The 20,130-nt window shown below is 66.2% G+C and carries 22 protein-coding genes and 1 tRNA gene; 11 read left to right on the top strand and 12 right to left on the bottom strand.

The window, feature by feature from the left end:
* Positions 1-58: 58 nt before the first annotated feature.
* Positions 59-2,014 carry an aconitate hydratase gene (locus QA609_RS18940; RefSeq protein WP_278304183.1) on the bottom strand — a complete coding sequence of 652 codons (1,956 nt, stop codon included), beginning with the start codon at positions 2,012-2,014 and terminating at the stop codon, positions 59-61.
* A 224-nt stretch (positions 2,015-2,238) separates the two neighbouring features.
* Between QA609_RS18940 and QA609_RS18935 the strand changes: the two genes are divergently transcribed.
* The 9 genes from QA609_RS18935 (at position 2,239) to QA609_RS18895 (ending at position 6,766) form a co-directional block, all read left to right on the top strand.
* Positions 2,239-2,730 (top strand): deoxyuridine 5'-triphosphate nucleotidohydrolase, encoded by a 492-nt coding sequence (locus QA609_RS18935; protein ID WP_278304211.1) that lies wholly within the window; start codon positions 2,239-2,241, stop codon positions 2,728-2,730.
* Positions 2,731-2,784: 54 nt separating this feature from the next.
* The gene (locus QA609_RS18930; RefSeq protein ID WP_278304182.1) at positions 2,785-3,252 is read left to right on the top strand and encodes a VOC family protein; all 468 of its coding nucleotides are present in this window, start codon (positions 2,785-2,787) and stop codon (positions 3,250-3,252) included.
* A 54-nt stretch (positions 3,253-3,306) separates the two neighbouring features.
* On the top strand, positions 3,307-3,630 hold the full coding sequence (locus QA609_RS18925) for a hypothetical protein (protein WP_278304181.1): 324 nt from the start codon (positions 3,307-3,309) through the stop codon (positions 3,628-3,630).
* 1 nt (position 3,631) lies between these two features.
* A complete protein-coding gene (locus tag QA609_RS18920; protein WP_278304180.1) occupies positions 3,632-4,186 on the top strand; it encodes a metal-dependent hydrolase in 555 nt (184 codons plus the stop codon).
* A 48-nt stretch (positions 4,187-4,234) separates the two neighbouring features.
* Positions 4,235-4,699, top strand: a complete 465-nt coding sequence (locus QA609_RS18915; RefSeq protein ID WP_278304179.1) for a copper resistance protein CopD — start codon at positions 4,235-4,237, stop codon at positions 4,697-4,699.
* A gap of 82 nt (positions 4,700-4,781) precedes the next feature.
* The gene (locus QA609_RS18910; RefSeq protein ID WP_278304178.1) at positions 4,782-5,213 is read left to right on the top strand and encodes a hypothetical protein; all 432 of its coding nucleotides are present in this window, start codon (positions 4,782-4,784) and stop codon (positions 5,211-5,213) included.
* Between the two features lie 117 nt (positions 5,214-5,330).
* Positions 5,331-6,230 (top strand): phosphogluconate dehydrogenase (NAD(+)-dependent, decarboxylating), encoded by a 900-nt coding sequence (gnd, locus tag QA609_RS18905; protein ID WP_278304177.1) that lies wholly within the window; start codon positions 5,331-5,333, stop codon positions 6,228-6,230.
* 122 nt (positions 6,231-6,352) lie between these two features.
* Positions 6,353-6,640, top strand: a complete 288-nt coding sequence (locus QA609_RS18900; protein WP_278304176.1) for a HalOD1 output domain-containing protein — start codon at positions 6,353-6,355, stop codon at positions 6,638-6,640.
* Positions 6,641-6,693: 53 nt separating this feature from the next.
* Positions 6,694-6,766, top strand: a tRNA-Arg gene (locus QA609_RS18895).
* 101 nt (positions 6,767-6,867) lie between these two features.
* Here the strand turns inward: QA609_RS18895 and QA609_RS18890 are convergent.
* Positions 6,868-7,944, bottom strand: coding sequence for a type I restriction enzyme HsdR N-terminal domain-containing protein (locus tag QA609_RS18890; RefSeq protein WP_278304175.1), 1,077 nt, complete (start codon positions 7,942-7,944; stop codon positions 6,868-6,870).
* A 382-nt stretch (positions 7,945-8,326) separates the two neighbouring features.
* Here QA609_RS18890 and QA609_RS18885 point away from each other — a divergent pair, with 382 nt between their 5' ends.
* On the top strand, positions 8,327-10,000 hold the full coding sequence (locus tag QA609_RS18885; RefSeq protein WP_278304174.1) for an alpha-glucosidase: 1,674 nt from the start codon (positions 8,327-8,329) through the stop codon (positions 9,998-10,000).
* Here QA609_RS18885 and QA609_RS18880 read toward each other — a convergent pair.
* From QA609_RS18880 to QA609_RS18870, 3 genes are all read right to left on the bottom strand, one after another.
* Positions 9,985-11,220, bottom strand: coding sequence for a DegT/DnrJ/EryC1/StrS family aminotransferase (locus QA609_RS18880; RefSeq protein WP_278304173.1), 1,236 nt, complete (start codon positions 11,218-11,220; stop codon positions 9,985-9,987). The two genes, QA609_RS18885 and QA609_RS18880, sit on opposite strands and share 16 nt — an antisense overlap.
* A gap of 163 nt (positions 11,221-11,383) precedes the next feature.
* Positions 11,384-12,619 carry a hypothetical protein gene (locus tag QA609_RS18875; protein WP_278304172.1) on the bottom strand — a complete coding sequence of 412 codons (1,236 nt, stop codon included), beginning with the start codon at positions 12,617-12,619 and terminating at the stop codon, positions 11,384-11,386.
* 138 nt (positions 12,620-12,757) lie between these two features.
* The gene (locus QA609_RS18870; protein WP_278304171.1) at positions 12,758-12,952 is read right to left on the bottom strand and encodes a hypothetical protein; all 195 of its coding nucleotides are present in this window, start codon (positions 12,950-12,952) and stop codon (positions 12,758-12,760) included.
* An 85-nt stretch (positions 12,953-13,037) separates the two neighbouring features.
* On the opposite strand from QA609_RS18870, the gene QA609_RS18865 reads away from it, so the two are divergent.
* Positions 13,038-13,415, top strand: a complete 378-nt coding sequence (locus QA609_RS18865) for a DCC1-like thiol-disulfide oxidoreductase family protein (protein ID WP_278304170.1) — start codon at positions 13,038-13,040, stop codon at positions 13,413-13,415.
* A gap of 48 nt (positions 13,416-13,463) precedes the next feature.
* On the opposite strand, the gene QA609_RS18860 is transcribed toward QA609_RS18865, so the two are convergent.
* From QA609_RS18860 to QA609_RS18830, 7 genes are all read right to left on the bottom strand, one after another.
* The gene (locus QA609_RS18860) at positions 13,464-13,622 is read right to left on the bottom strand and encodes a hypothetical protein (protein WP_278304169.1); all 159 of its coding nucleotides are present in this window, start codon (positions 13,620-13,622) and stop codon (positions 13,464-13,466) included.
* Positions 13,619-13,891 carry a hypothetical protein gene (locus QA609_RS18855; protein ID WP_278304168.1) on the bottom strand — a complete coding sequence of 91 codons (273 nt, stop codon included), beginning with the start codon at positions 13,889-13,891 and terminating at the stop codon, positions 13,619-13,621. Before QA609_RS18855 ends, QA609_RS18860 begins: the two co-directional genes overlap by 4 nt.
* Before the next feature lie 198 nt (positions 13,892-14,089).
* Positions 14,090-15,553, bottom strand: a complete 1,464-nt coding sequence (locus QA609_RS18850) for a lipase maturation factor family protein (RefSeq protein ID WP_278304167.1) — start codon at positions 15,551-15,553, stop codon at positions 14,090-14,092.
* A gap of 53 nt (positions 15,554-15,606) precedes the next feature.
* Complete coding sequence (locus tag QA609_RS18845) at positions 15,607-16,038, bottom strand: response regulator (RefSeq protein WP_278304210.1); 432 nt, start codon at positions 16,036-16,038, stop codon at positions 15,607-15,609.
* Between the two features lie 213 nt (positions 16,039-16,251).
* Positions 16,252-16,890 (bottom strand): helix-turn-helix domain-containing protein, encoded by a 639-nt coding sequence (locus QA609_RS18840; RefSeq protein WP_278304166.1) that lies wholly within the window; start codon positions 16,888-16,890, stop codon positions 16,252-16,254.
* 127 nt (positions 16,891-17,017) lie between these two features.
* Positions 17,018-18,601 (bottom strand): acetolactate synthase large subunit, encoded by a 1,584-nt coding sequence (locus QA609_RS18835; protein ID WP_278304165.1) that lies wholly within the window; start codon positions 18,599-18,601, stop codon positions 17,018-17,020.
* Between the two features lie 57 nt (positions 18,602-18,658).
* Complete coding sequence (locus QA609_RS18830; RefSeq protein WP_278304209.1) at positions 18,659-20,056, bottom strand: NAD-dependent succinate-semialdehyde dehydrogenase; 1,398 nt, start codon at positions 20,054-20,056, stop codon at positions 18,659-18,661.
* Positions 20,057-20,130: the final 74 nt, after the last annotated feature.

The raw sequence follows: 20,130 nt of genomic DNA, 5'->3' as shown, positions 1-20,130 counted from the left end.
ACCGGGACGCGGGACTCTCGGTCGGCGCAAAAAAGAACGGGAGATTACTGCGTCGCGATCAGTCGTCGGCGGGCGCGGCGCCGCTGTCCTCGGCCTGGTCGCGGGTCCAGGAGAGCTTGCCGCCGGCCGCGAGGATCGAGCGCTCGCGCTCGGAGGCGTCGAGCGTCGCGGTGAACTCCTCGCCGTTGACGCGGACGGTGAACTCCTCCTGGCCGCTCGTGACGGCCTCGTAGACGTCGTCGACGATCTCGATCTCGTCGCCCTGGTCGATCGACTCGTAGGTGTCCTCGTCGATCGTCAGCGGGACGATACCGAAGTTGAAGAGGTTCGCGCGGTGGATCCGGGCGAAGCTCTGTGCGAGGACGCCCTCGATGCCCAGATACATCGGGCAGAGCGCGGCGTGCTCTCGCGAGGAGCCCTGGCCGTAGTTCTCGCCGGCGACGAGGAAGCCGCCGTCGGCCTCGAGCGCGCGGTCGGCGAACGTGTCGTCGACGCGGCTAAGGGTGAACTCGGAGAGCTTGGGGACGTTCGACCGGTACATCAGGATGTCCTGCGTTGCAGGGATGATGTGGTCGGTCGTGATGTTGTCCTCCATCTTGAGCAGGGCCTCGCCGGAGATTTCGGAGCCGAGCTCGTCGCGGATCGGGACGTCGCCGATGTTGGGACCCTTGATGAGCTCGTCGTCGACGGCCTCGTCGGGAGCGATGAGGTCCGTCTTGGAGCCGTCGTACTCGTCGGGGAGCTCGACGCCGGGCGCCTCGACGTCGTCGAGGTTGCGCGGGTCGGTGATCTCGCCCTCGAGCGCCGCGGCGGCGGCGACCTCCGGCGAGCAGAGGTAGACGTTGTCGTCCTCGATACCCGAGCGGCCCTCGAAGTTGCGGTTGAAGGTGCGCAGCGAGACCGAATCGGAGGCGGGGACGTGGCCGATCCCGATACACGCACCGCAGGTCGCCTCGGAGAAGTTGACGCCGGCGGCCATCATCTCCGCGACCCAGCCCTCGCGGGCGAGCATCTCGGAGGCCTGTTTGGAGCCGGGGGCGACGATCGTCTCGGTCTCGAGGGAGGTCTGGCGGTCCTCGAGCATCTTGGCGACGGGGAGGATGTCCTCGTAGCCGCCGTTCGTACAGGAGCCGACGATGACCTGCTCGACGGACTCGCCCTCGACCTCGCTGACGGGGACGACGTTGTCCGGCATCGAGGGCGTGGCGATCAGCGGCTCGAGATCCGAGAGATCGACGACGATCTCGTCGTCGTACTCGGCGTCGTCGTCGGGCTGGAGCTCGACGTACTCGTCGCCGCGGTTGACGCGCTCTAAGTAGTCCTCGGTCTGCTCGTCGGTCGGGAAGATCGACGTCGTCGCGCCGAGTTCCGTCCCCATGTTGGTGATCGTCATCCGCTCGGGTGCGGTGAGCGTCTCGACGCCGGGGCCGGTGTACTCGAGGATCTTGCCGACGCCGCCTTTCACGGAGAGCCGTCGCAGCATCTCGAGGATGACGTCCTTCGCGGTGGCCCACTCGGGGAGCTCGCCCTCGAGTCGGACGTTGACGATCTCGGGCATCTCGATGTAGTAGGGTGCGCCGCCCATAGCGACGGTGACGTCGATCCCGCCGGCGCCGATGGCGAGCTCGCCGAGGCCGCCGGGGGTCGGCGTGTGGGAGTCCGAGCCGAGCAGCGTCTTGCCGGGCGCGGCGAAGTTCTCGCGGTGAACGTTGTGGCAGATACCGTTACCGGGGCGAGAGAAGTGGGCCCCGTAGGTGCCGGCTGCAGAACGCAGGAAGCGGTGGTCGTCGGTGTTCTTAAAGTCGAACTGATAGGTCTGGTGGTCGCAGTACTGCGCGGCGATCTCGGTCTGGACCTCGTCCAGTCCCATCGCCTCGAACTGGAGCCAGACCATCGTTCCGGTCGTGTCCTGGGTAAGTACCTGGTCGATCTCGATCCCGATCTCCTCGCCGGTCTCGAGTTCGCCCTCGACGAGGTGGTCGTCGAGAATCTTTTCGGTGAGAGTCTGTCCCATAGCATCCGAATTTCGGCTTTCCGCCTTGATAAATCCAGCGTGTTTCTATCGGGAACGACCGTGTTATTTCCGGGCATTCGACGGGGTTTCGCGTAAGTATTGCCACACTGCTGACCGTTCGTGCACTCGCGCGCAGCCGACCGACGGCGACCCCCTCGATCGTGTCCCGTAACGCCCTGCCACGGCCGATCCGAACGGATACGCTTTTTTCAACTCCGGAGCGTATCGACGCTATGTTCCGCTCCGGCGCCTTCGTCGCGGAGTACGTCTCCCCCACGAGCGACGATCAGATCCAGCCCAACGGCGTTGACCTCACGCTCGACGTCGTCTTCGAACAGCTCGAGCCCGGTCGGATCGGCCGGGACGGCAAACAGATCGGCGACCGGGTAGCCCGCCCGCTCGAGGAGTTAGAGCAGAAGGCGCCGGACACCTACTACCTGCCCGAGGGCGCCTACGTCGCCCGCTACGACGAGCGCATCGAGATCCCCGAGGGCCACGTCGGCTTCGTCTACCCGCGCTCGTCGCTGATGCGCAACTCCTGTATGCTCAACACGGCCGTCTGGGACGCCGGCTACGAGGGTCGGGGTGAGGGGCTGTTACAGGTCCACCACGACGTCGAGATTGCCCGGGGCGCCCGCATCGCCCAACTCGTACTCGCCGAGGCCGACCACGAGGGCGCCTACGACGGCAGCTATCAGGGCGAAAACCTCGAGTAGCCGCGCCAGGCTGCCGGCAGGGGATTGACGGCTGTCCGCGACGACCGTTCGCGCATGACTGACGCGGAAACGGAACGACCCTCGCTCGTCGGTATCAACCACGTCGCACTGGAGGTCGGCGATATCGACGACGCGCTCGAGTTCTACGAGGATCTGTTCGCGTTCGAACTGCGAAGTCGATCCGACTCGAAGGCCTTTCTCGACATGGGCGATCAGTTCATCGCGCTCGCCGAGAGCGACGACACCGGCCGGGACGGCCAGCGTCACTTCGGGCTCGTCGTCGACGACGCCGACGCCGCCGAACGGCGACTCGAGGACTGTGGCGTCGAGCGCCTCGACGTCCCCGGCCTCGAGTTTCACGATCCGTGGGGGAACCGCGTCCAGCTCGTCGAGTACTCCGAAATCCAGTTCACGAAGGCCGGCCACGTCCTCGAGGGGATGGGTCTCGACGAACTCGAGAAGACCGACGGGGCGATCGCGGAGCTTGAGGAGAAGGGGCTCGCTCCGGAGCGGTCGGACTGAGGACAGGTTACGCGGCCGACAGAACGAAGGCGATCGGCGGCGAACTCGAACGCGATGTCCGGGACGGAGCCGTGCGAACGGTGCGGATCGCAGCGTCCTCGAGCGGCGGCTCGCTGTCCCGACTGTGGACACGAGCCGACGAGTCGGTGGCGGTACGTCGGCTGGCTCGCCCTCGGAATCGCCGTCCCCGTCCTCGCCCTCGCGACGGTCCTGCTCGGCTATCTCGCCCTGTTCTCGCTCCAGCAGGGGACGATCGGAGCGGCCGGTCCCGCGATCGCCCTCTGGATCGGGATCTGGGTCGGGGCCGCGCTCACCGTCGTGATCGTCTACGATCGGAGCACGGAGACCCGAACTGCGACGGGGTCGCCGGAGCGTTGAGATGATGGCGACCACCCACGTCTTCGCCGGACTCGCCCTCGTCGCCCCGGTCGCCGCTGCCGTTCCGACGCTCTCGACCCCACTTGCCGTTGGTGCGATCGTTGGCGGGCTCGCACCCGATCTCGATCTCGTCCTCGAGCACCGCCGAAGTCTGCACTTCCCGGTCGCCGGCCTGCCCGTCGCCGCGGTCGCGGTCGGCGCCGCGGTGGTGGTTCCCTCGAGTCCCGTCGTCGCGGTCGCCGCTGCAGTCGTCGCCGCCTGGCTCCACGCCGCGAGCGATGTCCTCGGGGATGGACCGGAGATGGACCCCTGGACCGACGCCGGCGACCGCGCTGTCTACGACCACGTCCGCAGTCGGTGGCTGCGTCCGCGACGGTGGGTCCGCTACGACGGCGCGCCGGAGGACGGCGTCCTCGCTCTCGCGCTCGCGGTGCCAGCGCTGCTCGTCTTCGAGGGGTGGGTCGTCTCGGCTATCGCGGGCTGTCTCGCAGTCTCGCTCGGCTACGTCCTGGTTCGGCGACGGCTGGTCGCATGGCTTCCCGACTGGCTCGAGTAGCCGGGAGAAGTCGGAACGCTGATACTGCCGCTCGCGAAGCCTTCCGGTATGGTCGACACGTTTCTCGCCCAGACGACCCATCTCGTCTTCGCCGCGCTCTGGGCCGGCAGCGTCTTCTACGTCGCGTTCGTCGTCCTCCCGCTGGCTCGAGACGGGGCGTTCAACACGACGAAACCCCTCGAGACGATCTCGAGCAAGCTGACGACGATATCGCGTGTGAGCGCGCTCGTCCTGCTGCTCAGTGGCGGTCACCTCGCTGGAACTCGCTACACGGCCGAGGGGCTGTTCAACACGATCAACGGGCAGCTGGTGCTCGCGATGGTCGCGCTCTGGCTCGTCCTCACGGGGCTCGTCGAGGTGGGCGCGAAACGGTTCGAGTCCGGACTCAACGGGAAGAAGCTCCGCGAACCCGCGGCGAACGCCCTGCCGCTGTACCGGGCGGGGGCGGTCGTCGCCGTTCTCCTCCTGGTCGTCGCCGGAGCGATCACGACCAACGTCGCCGCGATCGTGTAACGAACCTGTAGTTCTTTGCTGAATGTATTTGAAAAGAAGATTGTTACGAAAGATACTTAGTTAGCTACTGAGAGGTATGTGTATGATGCTCAGGGGCAAAGGGATGGCCCTGTCGCTGCTCGCGGTGGGGACCGCCGCGGCCGCCGGGTACGTCCTTCAGACCGATCGCTCGCCGACCGAAACGGGACGCTCGAAGGCAAACCTCGGCGCCAAGGTCGTCGACGAGGTTCCCGAGGGTGCAACCGTCGTCGACGCGTCGACGCGTCGACTCGCGGAGATTCCCGGCGCGCGGCGGGCACTCGAGCGCGCGGTGCGCAACGACGCCCGCGAGGAGTGGGAACACGTCACCCTCGAGCGCGACGGTGCCTGGTCGGTCGTCGACACGATCCGCGACTCGCTGCCGTACTACGAGGCCGATCGGGGCGAGTACAACGGCGTCTACGTCGAACACGACGGTCGGATCGTCGTGCTCGACGCGATCGGCTGGGCTCGCCTCGAGCAACCGATCCACTGACGCCGACGGTCGGCTTTTCTGCAACGGCGACGAACTTTCGTTTCGCGGTTCGGTCTCGAGTGTCTCTGCCCGTGACGAACCACAACCACTACTTCGGGCCCCCGCCCATCCGGAGGCATGCAACTGGGCGTTATCGGACTCGGACGCATGGGACAGATCGTCGTCGAGCGGGTGCTCGAGGCGGGCCACGACGTCGTCGCCTTCGACCTCGATCCGGAAGCCGTCGCCACCGCGGCCGACGCTGGCGCGGAGCCGGCCGACTCCGTCTCGGACCTGGCGGATCGACTCGGCGAGGCGAAGCGGATCTGGCTGATGGTCCCCGCGGGTGAGGCCGTCGACGCGACCCTCGAGGATCTCGATCCCCACCTCGACGGCGACGACGTCGTCGTCGACGGCGGCAACTCCTACTTCGAGGACTCCGTTCGCCGGGCCGAGGCTTGCTCGGCGGCGTACCTCGACTGCGGCACCTCCGGTGGTCCCGCGGGTGCGGAACTCGGCTTCTCGCTGATGGTCGGCGGGCCGCAGTGGGCCTACGACGAACTCACGCCCGTCTTCGACGCCGTCGCGACCGGTCCCGACGGTCACGGACGGATGGGGGCCGCGGGATCGGGCCACTACGTCAAGATGGTTCACAACGGCGTCGAGTACGCGCTGATGCAGACCTACGGTGAGGGGTTCGAGCTGCTCCACGAGGGTCGGTACGATCTGGACCTCGAGTCGGTCGCCTCGGTCTGGAACAACGGCGCGGTGATCCGTTCCTGGCTGCTCGAGCTCTGCGAGGAGGCGTTCCGCGAGGAGGGAACCGACCTGGGCACCGTCGCCGACCGCATCGAGGGCGGCTCGACGGGCACCTGGACGGTCCAGGAGGCCCTCGAACAGGAGGTGCCGTTGCCGCTGATCTACACCGCCCTCTCCGAGCGGTTCGGGTCGCGAGCCGACGAGGGACGGTTCTCCCGACGGCTGGCGAGCCGCCTCCGGTACGGGTTCGGCCGCCACGAGGTCCCCCGACGGGAGTAACGCGACCGGATCGCCGCATTAATCCATCTTCTCTGTCAGTTCCACGCCGGAATATTGGGTCATTTTCTTTACTCCTGCTCCTCTCACCGTTAGTAGTGACCTCTCACCGACCGACGACGAGTGTGGCTGCAACCGAGGATCGACGAACGAGTACGGCGGTTGTCGAGCTAGTCGCTCGCGTCGACGAGGTCGACCCGATCGCGCTCGAGCCCCTCTACGACGCGATCGACCCCGACACGCTGGATTCGATCTGCGATCCGACCTCCGGGTTCCGATCGCTGTCGTTCCGGTACGCCGGCTGGCTGGTTACCGTCGACTCCCGCGAGGGCGGGCTCGAGATCGCGCTGTCGGAGCCGGCGTCGCCGGACGGGGCGGTCACCGACGCTCCCGACGCCGAGTCCTCGCTGTAAGCAGTAAAAAAGAGCAACCGTTATACGATCGGTATCGGTATGTGTAGACACGAGGGCGCGTAGCTCAGTGGACAGAGTTCTTGGTTCCGGACCAAGATGTCGCGGGTTCAAATCCCGTCGCGCCCGCTCGGCTCGTTTCTCTCGCCTCTCGAGCGGGACGTAGCTCGCGAACGCGGTGCGTTCGCTCACTCTCGTCGCGCCCCTGCTCTACAGGTGGAGAGAGGTGTTCACCACTCTCCAGCGAAAGATGCGTCAAGCCCACACATCTCAGTGAAACGTTGTAGGTACCTCTTCTTATTCTTCCCACTCATGTGAGTATCCAGGTAGTGTCCACCACTCAATTCGCGATGATTTCTCATCGCTTGCTCGTCATGTGGTGAAGAAGGTTCGTCATTGATAATTGCCTTTTTTCTGCCTGGAATGTACGGCAACGGTTCTATCTCCGAACTCAGATCGTAGTTCTCGAGCAGATAATTCACAACCGCTGCCATCACGTCGCTCTGCACAGTATCACTAAACCTAGTGAGAGTCTCTCCGCCGTTGTGGATTTTGACAATATAGCCTTGTTCATCTGAACCGTCTGTTTCAACTGATGACGTATCGACTTCTTCACTTTGTGACCGAGTTCGGTCTGTGTTGATCTCGGCGTCAATCTCCTGAACAAGGTCGTCGATCATCTCCTTCGCTCTCGGCTCTGCCAACGTAGAGATCGTGTCCGAAACATCCTCGGTCAGTATTTCAGTAATAGCAGTTGAGAGATCATCCTTGTTCTTCTCAAGGCTTGTTCGAGCAGCTTTCAGTTCCTCAATACGGTTAGCTATTTTTTCCGAATCGCCTGCTTGAATCGCGTCTTTGGTGAACGCTCGCAGGATAGTAATCTGCTCGGACAATCGCTTGAGATCGGCCTCTGCGAGGACCTGCACCTTTACGTTCGTATCGACGACCTCGCGACGGAGGAACTGATATTGCTTGCCATTCGAAAGAATTCCCCAATTCACGTTCTCGTTCTTCATGTAGGTGCCGAGTTGCTCACGATGATTACTGCTCAGAGCCGTATCAACTCCTTTCGCTTCGAAAAATGCGACCGGAGCCCCCTCGAGGAGGAGCGCATAATCAACCTTGTAGGACCGTGTGCCAACTTTAACAGAGTATTCCAGCTTAGTATTAGCAGGTATCTCCCACCCAAGGAGATCCAAAAAATCACGCAGAACAGCAGCCTTCGTATTAGCTTCGTCCATCTGGGGTGCATCGTCGATAATCGTCTGACTGTGTCGGGCGTATTCCGCCACCTCCGTTTCGTCCATTACTGTGTGACAGATGGTCAGGGAACCTTTATTAAAATGACTTGTTCGGAAGCCACTCCATCTGGCTGATTTCCCATGAGGCTTCTCGAGGTCGCGATCCCGACATCGACTGCTTTCGACTAAAACTCCGAGCCCCGACCCGTCGAACTCCGGGCGAAGCTTCAGAACCGTCGGTCCAGTGGTTCCGACGTATGACTGACGACGAGAAAACCGAGGAGATTCCCGAGGACGGATCGCGACAGGATGAGACCGACCCCGATGCCGACTCCGACGCGGACGACGCCGACGAAGCGTAGCCCGACGACCGAGACGCCGTCCGTTTTCGCCACTCTCTCGAGCCGAGAGCCACAGCTACTATACCCGCCGGCGGGTAGCCGTCCCCATGTCCGAACGCGAGTGGTGGAAGGAAGCGATCGTCTACCAGATCTATCCGCGCAGTTTCAACGACAGCGACGGCGACGGCGTCGGCGACATCCCCGGGATCGTCGAGAAGGTCGACTACCTCGAGGCGCTGGGCGTCGACGTCGTCTGGCTCAACCCCGTCTACGAGTCACCCATGGCGGACAACGGGTACGACATCGCGGATTACCGGGCGATTCACCCCCGCTTCGGGACGATGGCCGACTGGGAGCGCCTGCTCGAGGAGCTTCACGACCGGGACATGCGCCTAATCATGGACCTCGTCGTCAACCACACCTCCGAGGAACACGAGTGGTTCGTCCGCTCGCGGGACGGCGATCCGGAGTACCGGGATCACTACGTCTGGCGCGAGGGCGAGCCCGACGGCCCGGCGCCGAACAACTGGGAGTCGTTTTTCCGGGGGTCGGCCTGGCGCTACGACGACGAGCGCGAGGCGTACTTTTTGCACCTCTACGACGAGAGCCAGCCCGATCTGAACTGGGAGAACCCAGACGTTCGTTCGGACGTCTTCGAGATGATGCGCTGGTGGCTCGAGAAGGGGATCGACGGCTTCCGGATGGACGTTATCAACCTCATCTCCAAGCCGGAGGAGCTGCCAGACGGCGACCCCGAAACCGACGGTCTCCCCGTCGGCGCCGAACACTACGTCAACGGGCCGAACCTCGAGACCTACCTGGGGGAGATGCACGAGGAAGCTCTGGCCGACTACGACGCGATGACCGTCGGCGAGACGGTCGGGATGGAGGCCGAGGACGCTGCGGCATACATCGGCGACGATCGGGCGCTCAACATGGCGATCCACTTCGAGCACATGAACGTCGACCGCGGCGAGGGCGGGAAGTACGATCCCGTCGACCTCGACCTGCTCGAGCTCAAGGAGATCGTCAGCCGCTGGCAGGAGGCGCTGGCCGGCGAGGGGTGGAACTGCCTGTACTTCAGCAACCACGATCAGCCCCGAACGGTCTCCCGGTTCGGCGACGACGGCGAGTACCGCGAGGAGTCCGCCAAGATGCTCGCGACGGTGCTGTGTACCCTTCGGGGAACGCCGTTTCTCTACCAGGGCCAGGAGATCGGGATGACGAACACGAGCTTCGAGGACCCGTCCGACGTCGAGGACGTCTGGGCACAAAACTTCCTCGAGGAGGCCCTCGAGAGCGATCGGTACGACTCCTTCGAAGACGTCCGTCCGGTACTCGAGGAGTGCTCGCGGGACAACGCCCGGACCCCGATGCAGTGGTCCGACGACGCTCGTGCCGGCTTCACCGACGGCGAGCCCTGGCTCGGCGTCACCGACAACTACGACGAGATCAACGTCGAAGCCGCCCGCGCGGATCCCGACTCGATCTGGCACTACTACCGCGAGCTGTTCGCCCTCCGCGAGGAGCACGAGACGCTCGTCTACGGCGAGTACGAACTCCTGTGTGCCGACCATCCCGAGGTGTTCGCCTACGAGCGCAGCCTCGAGGACGAACGGCTGCTCGTCGTCTGTAACTTCTTCGACGGCCGGCCCGAGGTCGACCTCGACCTCGAGGGCGAGGTCGCGAACCGATTGATCGGCAACTACGAGGAGGAAACGTCGTTCGGCGAGACGCTCGAGCTGCGACCGTACGAGGCCGGCGTCTACCGACTCTCGTAGCCCCGTTTTGCGGTCGTCGGCTCCGATCGCGCCCGACGGATCGCCCTCACGGCCCGTTCGCCGACGTGTTTCGCGTCCTCGAGCGAGAGGTCCCGGTGGATCGGGAGACAGACGTGCCGTCCCATCGCCGCGGTCCCCTCGGGTGCGACGCCGTCGGTGTCGTACCGGTCGGTGACGAACGGCTGGCGGTGTAGCGGCGGATCGTACGCCCAGTCGATCGTGATCCCCTCGGCTTCGAGGCGGTCCCGAACGCGAGTCCGGTCGCAGCCGGGCTCGAGCGCGACGGGGTAGCGCCAGTAGCTCGAGCGGACGGTCGACGGCGGCGAGATCGGCTCGGCGATCCCCCGCTCGGCGAGTTCCGACAGCCGATCGTCGTAGATCCGGGCGATCTCGTTGCGGTAGGCGACGAACTCCTCGACGTGCTCGAGCTGGCTCCGACCGAGGACGGCCGCGAACTCGGAGAGGCGGTAGTTGCTTCCGAGGTGGGTAAACCGAGGATCGTCGGCGTCGGGGTCGAGCCCCCGGTTTCGAATCGCCGCCACCCGTCGCGCGAGGGACGCGTCATCGGTTAGAACCATTCCGCCCTCCCCGGTGGTCAGCACCTTCGTCGCGTAGAACGAGAAGCAGGCGGCGTGCCCGATACTCCCCGCGGGTCGGCCGTCGATCGTCGCGCCGTGGGCGTGCGAGCAGTCCTCGATCAGGACGGCGTCGTGGGCCTCACAGAGTTCCCGGAGCTCGGCCGTCCGTTCGCAGACGTTGCCCGCGAAGTGGACGGCGACCACGGCCGCGGTGTCGTCGCCGATCAGCTCGGCGACCGACTCGAGCGAGATGTTGTGATCGTCGGGCTCGATGTCGGCGAACCGGGGCTCGTAGCCGGCGGTCAACACCGACGAGGCGTTCGCGGCGAACGTCTGGATCGGGACGATCACCTCCTCGCCGCGCCCCTCGAGCGCGCGGAAAACTGACTCGAGGGCCGACGTACACGAGTTGGTAACGATCCCGCGTTCGCGGCCGACGTAGTCGGCGAACTCGCGTTCGAACGCGTCGCAGTGCTCGCCCATCGTCAGCCGCGCGTCGCCGTCGAGCATCCGTTCGAACTCGGCCAGCACCCGCTCCTTGCCCGGAAACGAGCCGCCCGTCGCGATCGGATACTCGTCCGTCACGGTCGACCACCCGATCGGTTCGTCCTCGCGTTCGATCCCCACCGTCCGTCCGTCCACCCGGCTGAGCGCATAATCGCCGGTGACACTCTCGACGGCATAAGTATGGGCCGGCGAACCGTCCCTAGACGGCGCTTTCTCGAGGGTGGTTCCAGCGGACGGGAACGGTGTGGCGCCGATCGACGGGCCGGCCGTCGCGGTACGAGCACCCTACCGGTCCGTCTCAGACCGACTCGCGAAGCGCCCAGACGTCGCTGGTCGGCTCGAGTCGGTGTGGTTCGCGACCGCGCTCGGTGAGGATCCCGACGTGGTACAGCATCGTCTTCAGCTGGAACACCGTCGGCGCGTGGTAGGTCGCGCCGTCCTCGAGGGGCTCCCGGCGGAGGTCGCCGTCGGTCGTCAGCGCACGGCGCCGAACCGAACGGTCGCCCCGGACGAATAGCTCGACGGCGAACGTCGGATGCAGCTCGTGGAGGTAGGTGACGAACCCGACGAGCGACGGCTCGCGGCTCCCGTCCCGGTGGAGCCCCTGGAGTTCGGTCACGAGCAGCTCGGTCGCGGGGTAGTCGAAGAGGACCCGACGGGCGAGCTGTCCCCAGGCCGGCGCCAGGTCGACGAACCGCTTCCGGGAGCGGTACCACGCCTCGAACTCCGAGAGTGCTTCCTCGACCGACCCGTAGTTTCGCTTCGCGAACCGGACGACCTCCTCGCCGAGCGAGGTGAGTTCCGCTCCGCTCGGCGCCTCCTCGAGCAGTCCGAGGAACGCGGCGCCCCGTCGGGCGTCGTCGACTGCACCGACCACGTCGTACGTCGCCAGCAGCGTCTCGGTGTCGCCGTCGGCGTAGTGGGCCAGCGGATACCCTAGATAGTTCTTCGGATGGTTCAGGCCGAACGACTGGTTCGCGACGCCCTGCGCGCTCGCCTGGAACCGGATCGCCGTCGCCTCGGTCGTCGTCTTGTTCCCGACCACGCGTGGCACCTCGAGCGGCGCCACCCCGCCGTCGGACTCGACGCCGAGCACGCCGACGTTCAGCTCCCGCGCCAGCGTTCGGTCGGTCTCGGAGACGGCCGATGCGGGCGCCGCGAGGTAGGCCGCGTTGGCCTCCCCGAGGCGGTCGTACGCCTGGACGATCCCGCGCTGGGTGTCGACACCGTCGCTCGCGTACCCCTTCGCCTCCACGGCGACCAGCGGCGGCTCGTCGCCGAGTCGGTCGACGGCCACGAGCTCCGGCTCGAGACGCCCGACGCCGACGAGATCCGGGTAGCCGCCGCCGATCCGGACGTGGTTGAACGGCGCCAGCCGGTCTCTGATCTCCGGGTCGACGGCTCGTCCGGGGAGCCACTCCTCGCGGGCGAACTGCGTGTCCGCGACCGCGTAGGCGGGCCCGTCACCGTCCGGAAAGAGCCGGCCCTTGGCGCCGGCTAGCACCTCCGGCTCCGTCAGTGACCGCACGCTCATGGTTCGGGATCGGCCGTCGGCGCCAAGAACGTTCCGGCACGGTGACTGTCGGCTCGAGCGACACGGTGAGCGTCGGATCGCGCTCTCACGGAGCCGTCCGGGTTCGGTGCCCTTCCTCGAGTGACGGTGACTACCGGTCTACGGCTCCCGTCCGAGCTCGATCTCGGGTTCGAGTTCGCTCGCGATCCCGACGCCTAACGCGGCCGTTCCGAGGGCCGTCAGCGCGAGTCCGAGCAGCCAGCCCATAGCTCCCGACTCGAGGAGCGCGAGCAGCCAGAGCCCGGCGACGAGGGCGAGCCCGCCGGCGACGATCAGACCGACGAATCGCTCCATACCGACCGGTTGGTCGCCCGAGCCAAGTATCTCGGGCTCGTCGGCCGAGAAGCTAAGTGATCCGACGTCGAAGATTTTCGATAGGATGACCGAACCGACGCTCGTCTTCGACGACGACTGCGGCTTCTGTACGTGGTGGGCGGAGTTCTTCGACGACCGAACCGACGTCCGCATCGTCGGCTTCACCGACCTCACCCCGGAGCTACGCGAGCGACTGCCCGAGGACTACGAGAACTGCTCGCACTTCGTGACCGACGACGCGGTCCACTCCTGTGGCGCCTCGCTCGAGGAGGGGCTGGCTCGAGTCGACGACGCCGGGGTCGTGCGAGAAGCTGTCGGATTCCTCCGGAACTTCGAGGACTACGAGCGCCTCCGCGAGCAGGGGTACCGACGGGTGGCGGACAACCGCGACTTCTGGGGACAGTACCTCTCGAAGACCCCACCGGTCCGGCGGGAGGAGTAGGCGGCGGCGCGCTCGACCGGTCTTCGAGGTTCCAGGCCCGACGGCGAGCTACGGCGAGACCTCGTTCTCCACTGGACCCTCGCTCGAGCGCTCGGTCCGCCAGCGGGGCGTCCGTGTTCGACCCAGCGACCGGAGGACGGCGGCGACCGCCACGAGGTACGCGCCGCTACCGATCAGCAGGACGCTCAGGCTCGGAAGCTCGATCATCGGCGAGCGGCGTCGGTCGGCGCTGCGGCGAGGTTCGGTTGGCGGTCGACGACGGCGTCTACCTCCCGGTCGTCCGTGCCGTCCGCGACGACGTAGTCGACGTCGTGCTCGAGGTGGTAGTACGTCGTCGTCTCGTCGAACTCCATCCGCCGACTCGGCTCGGATCGCACACACCGGATCCACGAACCGTTGTCCCGATCCAGTACCGTCAGTTCGTCGACCGTGATCTCCCGTCCGTCCGTCAGTCCGACGGTGATCTCCTCGCTCATATTACTAACGATGGAAGTCACGAGTATTGTTATGTGGTTGTTTCCTGACGTTAGTCGGCGGTTACCCGTTTCATCGGTGTCGGTTGTGACGCCCTCACATGCGGCGTTTCGCGTAAATATCTCACTAAACGGGGTGGTCGGCACCCCGGGCGCTTTCGAGCACGTTCGTCCGTCCGTTTCTTCGGCGCGGACTTCGCCCTACGGGCCGAACCGCCGAACGCGCAGTTCCTCGAGCGAAACCGGATCGACGTAGGTGCCGACCCGTTCCCGGTGCCACCATGCGCCCGTTTCAGCGCGCTCTTCGGGCGTCGTAAACCGGTAGCGATACCGGAGCACCCGGATCCGCTCGGGTGACCGATCAGTGCCCGCGAACGGATCCTCGGCCAGCAGCGAGCGCGTAGGGTCGTCTTCCTCGAGCAGCCGTCGGAGGAGCCGCAACACCCACGGGCTGCGACGCGGCGTCGGCGACATCGCCGCGAACCAGAGCTGCCAGTCCAGCCGCAGGTGGTAGGGGGCGATCTGGGGCGGCCGTCGCTCGGGATCCGTCGGCTTTCCCCGGAACCGGTACGTTTCCCACTCGGTATCGTCCGTAACTCGTTCGTCGCCGGTCCCCTGAATCACGAGCTCGTAGCGATCGCGCGTGACCGATCCGAACGCGCCGTAGGTGTTGACCAGGTGCAGCGGGTCGAAGGCGGTGTTCATCGCCTGTCGTTCGGAGAGTATGTTCCGGACGGGGTAGACACTCAGTGCGAGGACGACCACCGCCACGACGACGGCCGCGGCCTCGAGATACAGCGGCGTCGCGGTCGTCGCCGGCGCCGTCACCGGAAGCAGCGCCTCGAGGATCCCGTCGCTGAAGGTCGCGATCGCCAGCACGATCGTCAGCGCGTTCAGCCAGGCGAAGTTGCCGGTGACCATCAGCCAGCCCTGGAAGCCGATCGTCGCCGCGCCGGCCAGCGCCGCGGCGGGCTGGGGTGCGAAGTAGAGAAACGGGATCGCCAGCTCGAGGACGTGGTTGCCGACAGTCTCGAGTCGGTGAAAGAGCTTCGAGCGGTGGTGGGCGTACCAGCTCACCGGGTTGGGGATGGGCTGGGTCTCGTAGTGGTAGTCCAGACAGGAGAGGTCGCGCCAGCAGTCGTCGCCGCGGATCTTGATGAGTCCCGCGCCGAACATGTTGCGAAAGAGTACCCACTGGAGCAGGAGGAAGACGACCGCGGGCGGGGAGGCCGAGCCGGCGCCCAGGAAGATCGCCAGAAAGCCGGTCTCGAGCAGCATCGACTCCCAGCCGTAGCCGTAGAAGAGCTGGCCGGCGTTGACGAAAGAGAGGTACAATAGCCACAGCGTCGCCCACAGCGCCATCGAGGCGGGCGTCGCGTACCCGTCGGGAAGCTGGTACGGAACGGCGAACAACGCCAGCGCGGAGAGGCCGACCCCGGTCCAGGCCGCGACCCCGATCGCGCGGTCGCTGGGGACGAAATAAAAGAGGCTGGGTCGTTCCCGGAACTCGACGCCGTCGACGTACCACTCGAGGGGGAACAGGCCGTTTTCGCCGGCCAGCGGCCGGAACTGGACGGCGGCGACGAGGAAGGCGAGCAGGTAGAGTAGCGCCAGCCCGCGCTGGAAGAGGAAGCGAACGAGCCAGAACTCCTCGCCGTGGAACACGTTCCGCCCTGAACGCGCCGACGGGCAAAGAGATACCGCCGAAACGGGTCGGTCTACTGCGGCGGAAGCCGAACGCGATCGAACCAGAACGCCTCGACGCTCCTGATCATCGAGACGAGATCGTCGGGTGCGATCGGTTTCGTCAGGTAGGCGTTGGCGGCCCGTCGATAACACGCCTCGACGTCCTCGCTGGCCTCCGAACTCGTTAGCACGATAACGGGGAGCCGTCGGAGCTCCGGCGACTCTCTAATTCGCTCGAGGATCATCCCGCCGTTGGTTCCGGGTAGGTTCAGATCCAGCAGGACGAGGTCGGGCAGCGCTTCGTCGCCGTCCTCGGCTCGTCGCTCGAGAAACCGCAAGGCGTCCTCGCCGGTCGGCACCGCGTGAAGCTCGTGATCGCCGTCGGTCGCCGCGAACGCCTCCCGCACAAGCCGGACGTCGCCGGGATTGTCCTCCACCAGGAGCACCTCCCGGGAGGGGATCATCGTTCTCCTCGAACGATCGACCGCTCGTCCCCGTTCGTCGACGTCTCGCATGTGACCGCTGCCCTCGTTCGCCGCGGCTGCCAGCTCAGTTTTCCCCACGAGTGTTCGGATAAAATGAACTCAAACCCGTCTGCCATTACCGTATGGCAGCGTTTCGAACGGTTGAACGTACTGCTGCGTGTGCAGCATCCTTTCTATGTGCGCCGCGTCGGTTCAGTCGAACATCGTGTTTCCGACGAGCCGCCGGAGTCCACGCTGTAACCGCGAGGAAACCGACTGGCGCGTAATGTCGAGTTCCGCGGCGAGCTCCGCCTGGGTGGCCTGTCGCGGCGAGTCGAAGTAGCCGCACTCGTAGGTCAGGAGCACCGCCTCGCGCTGGGCGGGCGTGAGGGCGTCGCTCTCGTCCGTGCGCGACGAGAGCGGCTGGAGCCGCGTGAGATCGATCGGGATCGCCGCCTCGCGGCAGGCCGACTGGAACGCGGCGAGGGCCTCGCGGTCGTCGCCCCGGATTTCGAAGGACCAGCGCCGCCTCGTTCCGACCGCGGAGACGAGAACGACCGGCGACTCGAGCAACACCGTCAGGAGGTTCTTTCGGTCGGGATCCCACTCGACCCGTACCAGCGCCTCCTCGCCGACGGTTTCGACGACGCTGATCGCCCGGAGATCCGGGTGTGACACCGCGTTCGGATCGAACGACTCGACGTTCGGATCGCCCAGCCAGAAGTAGGGGATGGTCTCCCCGTTCGTCGGGACGATCCGATCGAGTTCGACCGTCGCGTCAGCGAGCTCCTCGAACACGCACGCCAGCGGAAACCGCTCCCCCGACACGTCGAAGGCCGCCTCGATCGCCATAATTTCTCATAAGTTCCGATGTAGTAATGGCTAGGGTTTGCAGGAGAAACGCCGCGTCCGAAGCGGTAGCTCCCGCGAGGAACCGTCGCCCGCGGCCGACTCGCTCGTTTTGCGACCTTGGAGCGGACTACGCCTCGAGTCGAATCTCGATCAGCGAGAGCTCGTCCGACGGGACGGTCTCCCGGAAGGTCCGGTCGATCTCGTCCCAGCCCTCGGGGCGGTAGGCGTCGATCCCGAAGCTCTCGGCGAACGCGACCAGATCCGGGTTCGAGAGCGCGGTGCCGGTGTACTCGCCACGGTGTTCGATCTGCTGTTCCGAGATCAGCCCGTAGTCGTCGTCGACGAAGACGACGATCGTAAAGCCGCAGTCGAGCCTGCTCGCGGTCTCGATCTCGGCGGCGTTCATCAGGAAGCCGCCGTCGCCGGTGGCCGCGACGACGTTCGAATCGGTCGCGAGGTCGGCCGCGAGCGCGCCCGGAACGGCGATCCCCATGCTCGCCAGCCCGTTCGAGATCACGCAGGTGTTCGGTTCGTAGGTCGGGTACGACTGCGCGATGGCCATCTTGTGGCTGCCGACGTCGGAGACGAGGACGTCCTCGTCGGCCATCGTCTCCCGGAGCGAGGGGAGGGCGTTACGGACCGTCACCGGATCGTCGTCCTCGGGCGCTCGAGTAGTCGCCTCGAGAATCCGATCGTGGGCGTCGCGACACCACAGCGAGCACGACTCCGGTGGGAGCCGGTTGCCGATCGCTTCCAGGGCCGCGCCGACGTCGGCGACGATCTCGACATCGGGGTTGTAGTGGCGGTACACCTCCGCAGGCTCGTAGTCGACGTGGACGACCTGCTTCTCGCAGTCGGGGTTCCACCCCTCGGGGTCGTGTTCGGCGATATCGTAGCCGACCGCGATCACGCAGTCGGCCCGCTCGATCGCCCGCGCGGCCTCGTCGTTCGGTCCGGAGTCGAGGGTCAGCAGCGAGGCGGGCTCGCGGTCCGAGATCGCACCCTTCCCCATGTAGGTCGCGACGACCGGCAGCTCGGGGCGGTCGACGAGCGCGCGGATGCCGTCCGCCGCCGGAGTGCGGACCGCGCCGTTGCCCGCCAGCAGGAGCGGCCGCTCGGCGTCCTCGAGCAGCGTCGCGGCCCGCTCGACCGACGCGTCGTCGGGATCCGGGCGGCGAACCGAATCTCGAACGGGGATCGGCTCCGCGTCGATCTCCTCGCCCGCGACGTCCTCGGGGAACTCGAGGTGGGTGGCGCCGGGTTTCTCGAGTTCGGCGAGCTTGAACGCCTTGCGAACCGACTCGGGGACGATCTCGGGTTCGGCGATCTGGGCGTTCCACTCGACGATCGGTTCGAAGACGTTGACGATGTCCAGCGCCTGGTGGCTCTCCTTGTGGAGCCGTTCACGTCCGCCCTGGCCGGTGATCGCGACGACCGGGCTCTTGTCGAGCTGGGCGTCGGCGACGCCCGTGATGAGGTTCGTCGCGCCGGGGCCGAGCGTCGAGAGACAGACCCCGGCGTCGCCCGTGAGCCGCCCGTGGACGTCGGCCATGAACGCCGCGCCCTGCTCGTGGCGGGTCGGGACGAACTCGATCGAGGAGTCGCGAAGCGAGAAGAGCAGATCCTCGACCTCCTCGCCCGGGAGCCCGAAGACGTACTCGACGTCCTCGGCCTCGAGGCAGTCGACGAGTAGATCGGATGCTGTTGGCACGGCTCACTCGACTCGCCCGGGACGCATGAGTGTGATACCTTCGTGGGACGGCCGTCGTCACTCGGTGTCGGGAACGCCGTCGTCCGCGCCGGCTGACTGGACCCAGACGGTCTTGCGGTTGACGAACTCGTGGATTCCCGCCTCGGCGAGCTCGCGGCCGTGCCCCGACGCCTTCACGCCGCCGAAGGGCAGGCGCGGGTCGGACTTGACGAGCTCGTTGACGAACACGCAGCCGGCCTCGACCTCGCGAGCGAGTCGCTCCCCGCGATCGAGGTCCTCGGTCCAGACCGAGCCGCCGAGCCCGTAGCGGGTGTCGTTGGCGAGCTCGATCGCCTCGTCCTCGTCCTCGACCCGGAAGACGGCCGCAGCCGGGCCGAACACCTCCTCGTCGGCCGCAGGGCTGTCACGCGGGGGCTCCGAGAGAACCGTCGGCGGGTAGTAGTATCCCTCCCGGTCGAGGCGCTCGCCGCCGCACTCGAGGGACGCGCCGGCCTCGACGCTCGCCTCGACCTGCTCGTGAAGGTCGTCCATGAGGTCCTCGCGGGCCTGGGGACCGATGTCGGTGTCCGACTCGAGCGGGTCGCCGATCTCGAGGGACTCCATCTCCGAGACGAACCGGTCGAGGAACTCGTCGTAGACCTCGTCGACGACGATGAAGCGCTTGGCGGCGATACAGGACTGGCCGGAGTTGATCGTCCGGGCGGTCGCCGCGGTCTCGGCTGCGGCCTCGATATCGGCGTCCGCACAGACGACGAACGGGTCGCTCCCGCCGAGTTCGAGGACGTGTTTCTTCAGCTCGCCGCCCGCCTGTTCGGCGACGGCGCGGCCGGCGCCCTCGCTGCCGGTGAGGGTGACGGCGTCGAGACGGTCGTCGGCGATCACGTCCTCGATCGCGTCCGAGCCGGCAAGCAGCGTCGAGAACACGCCCTCGGGGTAGCCCGCGTCCTCGAAGATCTCCTCGATCGCCAGCGCACACCCCGGAACGTTCGAGGCGTGTTTGAGCAGCCCGACGTTGCCAGCGGTCAGGTGGGGTGCGGCGAACCGAAACACCTGCCAGAACGGGAAGTTCCAGGGCATCACCGCGAGGACGGCTCCCAGCGGCTCGTAGGAGACGAACGTCCGCGAGTGGGGTTCGCTGCCCAGGGCCTCGTCGGCGAGGAACTCGTCGGCGCGCTCGGCGTAGAAGTCACAGACCCAGGCGCACTTCTCGAGCTCAGCGCGGGACTCGGCGATCGGTTTCCCCATCTCCTCGCTGATCAGTTCGGCGTACTCGTCCTCGCGCTCCCGGACGAGCTCGCCGGCCCGCTCGAGCAGCTGCTGGCGCTCGGTGATCGGGGTGTCGGCCCACGGCTCGAAAGCGTCGTCCGCGCTCGCGAGGATCCCCTCGATGTCGCTCTCGTCGTGGTCGTCGTACGTTTCGAGTCGCTCGCCGGTCGCTGGATTGTGACTGTCCATGGTGCTCATCGTACGCCGCGTTCGCTCGTACCACGAGCACGCGCCCCAAAGAGCTACGCCCGGCAGTCGAACCG

The sequence above is a fragment of the Natronococcus sp. A-GB7 genome, from assembly GCF_029688865.1.
Lineage (GTDB): Archaea > Halobacteriota > Halobacteria > Halobacteriales > Natrialbaceae > Natronococcus.
Note: the sequence above shows the minus strand (reverse complement) of the source record. Positions and strands in the feature narration are given on the sequence as shown.

Bases quoted from the DNA above. Each gene is read 5' to 3' on its own strand.
- QA609_RS18940 (WP_278304183.1), bottom strand. From the start codon at position 2,014: ATGGGACAGACTCTCACCGAAAAGATTCTCGACGACCACCTCGTCGAG.
- QA609_RS18930 (WP_278304182.1), top strand. From the start codon at position 2,785: ATGACTGACGCGGAAACGGAACGACCCTCGCTCGTCGGTATCAACCAC.
- QA609_RS18925 (WP_278304181.1), top strand. From the start codon at position 3,307: ATGTCCGGGACGGAGCCGTGCGAACGGTGCGGATCGCAGCGTCCTCGA.
- QA609_RS18920 (WP_278304180.1), top strand. From the start codon at position 3,632: ATGATGGCGACCACCCACGTCTTCGCCGGACTCGCCCTCGTCGCCCCG.
- QA609_RS18915 (WP_278304179.1), top strand. From the start codon at position 4,235: ATGGTCGACACGTTTCTCGCCCAGACGACCCATCTCGTCTTCGCCGCG.
- QA609_RS18910 (WP_278304178.1), top strand. From the start codon at position 4,782: ATGATGCTCAGGGGCAAAGGGATGGCCCTGTCGCTGCTCGCGGTGGGG.
- gnd (WP_278304177.1), top strand. From the start codon at position 5,331: ATGCAACTGGGCGTTATCGGACTCGGACGCATGGGACAGATCGTCGTC.
- QA609_RS18890 (WP_278304175.1), bottom strand. From the start codon at position 7,944: ATGGACGAAACGGAGGTGGCGGAATACGCCCGACACAGTCAGACGATT.
- QA609_RS18885 (WP_278304174.1), top strand. From the start codon at position 8,327: ATGTCCGAACGCGAGTGGTGGAAGGAAGCGATCGTCTACCAGATCTAT.
- QA609_RS18875 (WP_278304172.1), bottom strand. From the start codon at position 12,619: ATGAGCGTGCGGTCACTGACGGAGCCGGAGGTGCTAGCCGGCGCCAAG.
- QA609_RS18870 (WP_278304171.1), bottom strand. From the start codon at position 12,952: ATGGAGCGATTCGTCGGTCTGATCGTCGCCGGCGGGCTCGCCCTCGTC.
- QA609_RS18865 (WP_278304170.1), top strand. From the start codon at position 13,038: ATGACCGAACCGACGCTCGTCTTCGACGACGACTGCGGCTTCTGTACG.
- QA609_RS18860 (WP_278304169.1), bottom strand. From the start codon at position 13,622: ATGATCGAGCTTCCGAGCCTGAGCGTCCTGCTGATCGGTAGCGGCGCG.
- QA609_RS18855 (WP_278304168.1), bottom strand. From the start codon at position 13,891: ATGAGCGAGGAGATCACCGTCGGACTGACGGACGGACGGGAGATCACG.
- QA609_RS18845 (WP_278304210.1), bottom strand. From the start codon at position 16,038: ATGATCCCCTCCCGGGAGGTGCTCCTGGTGGAGGACAATCCCGGCGAC.
- QA609_RS18840 (WP_278304166.1), bottom strand. From the start codon at position 16,890: ATGGCGATCGAGGCGGCCTTCGACGTGTCGGGGGAGCGGTTTCCGCTG.
- QA609_RS18830 (WP_278304209.1), bottom strand. From the start codon at position 20,056: ATGGACAGTCACAATCCAGCGACCGGCGAGCGACTCGAAACGTACGAC.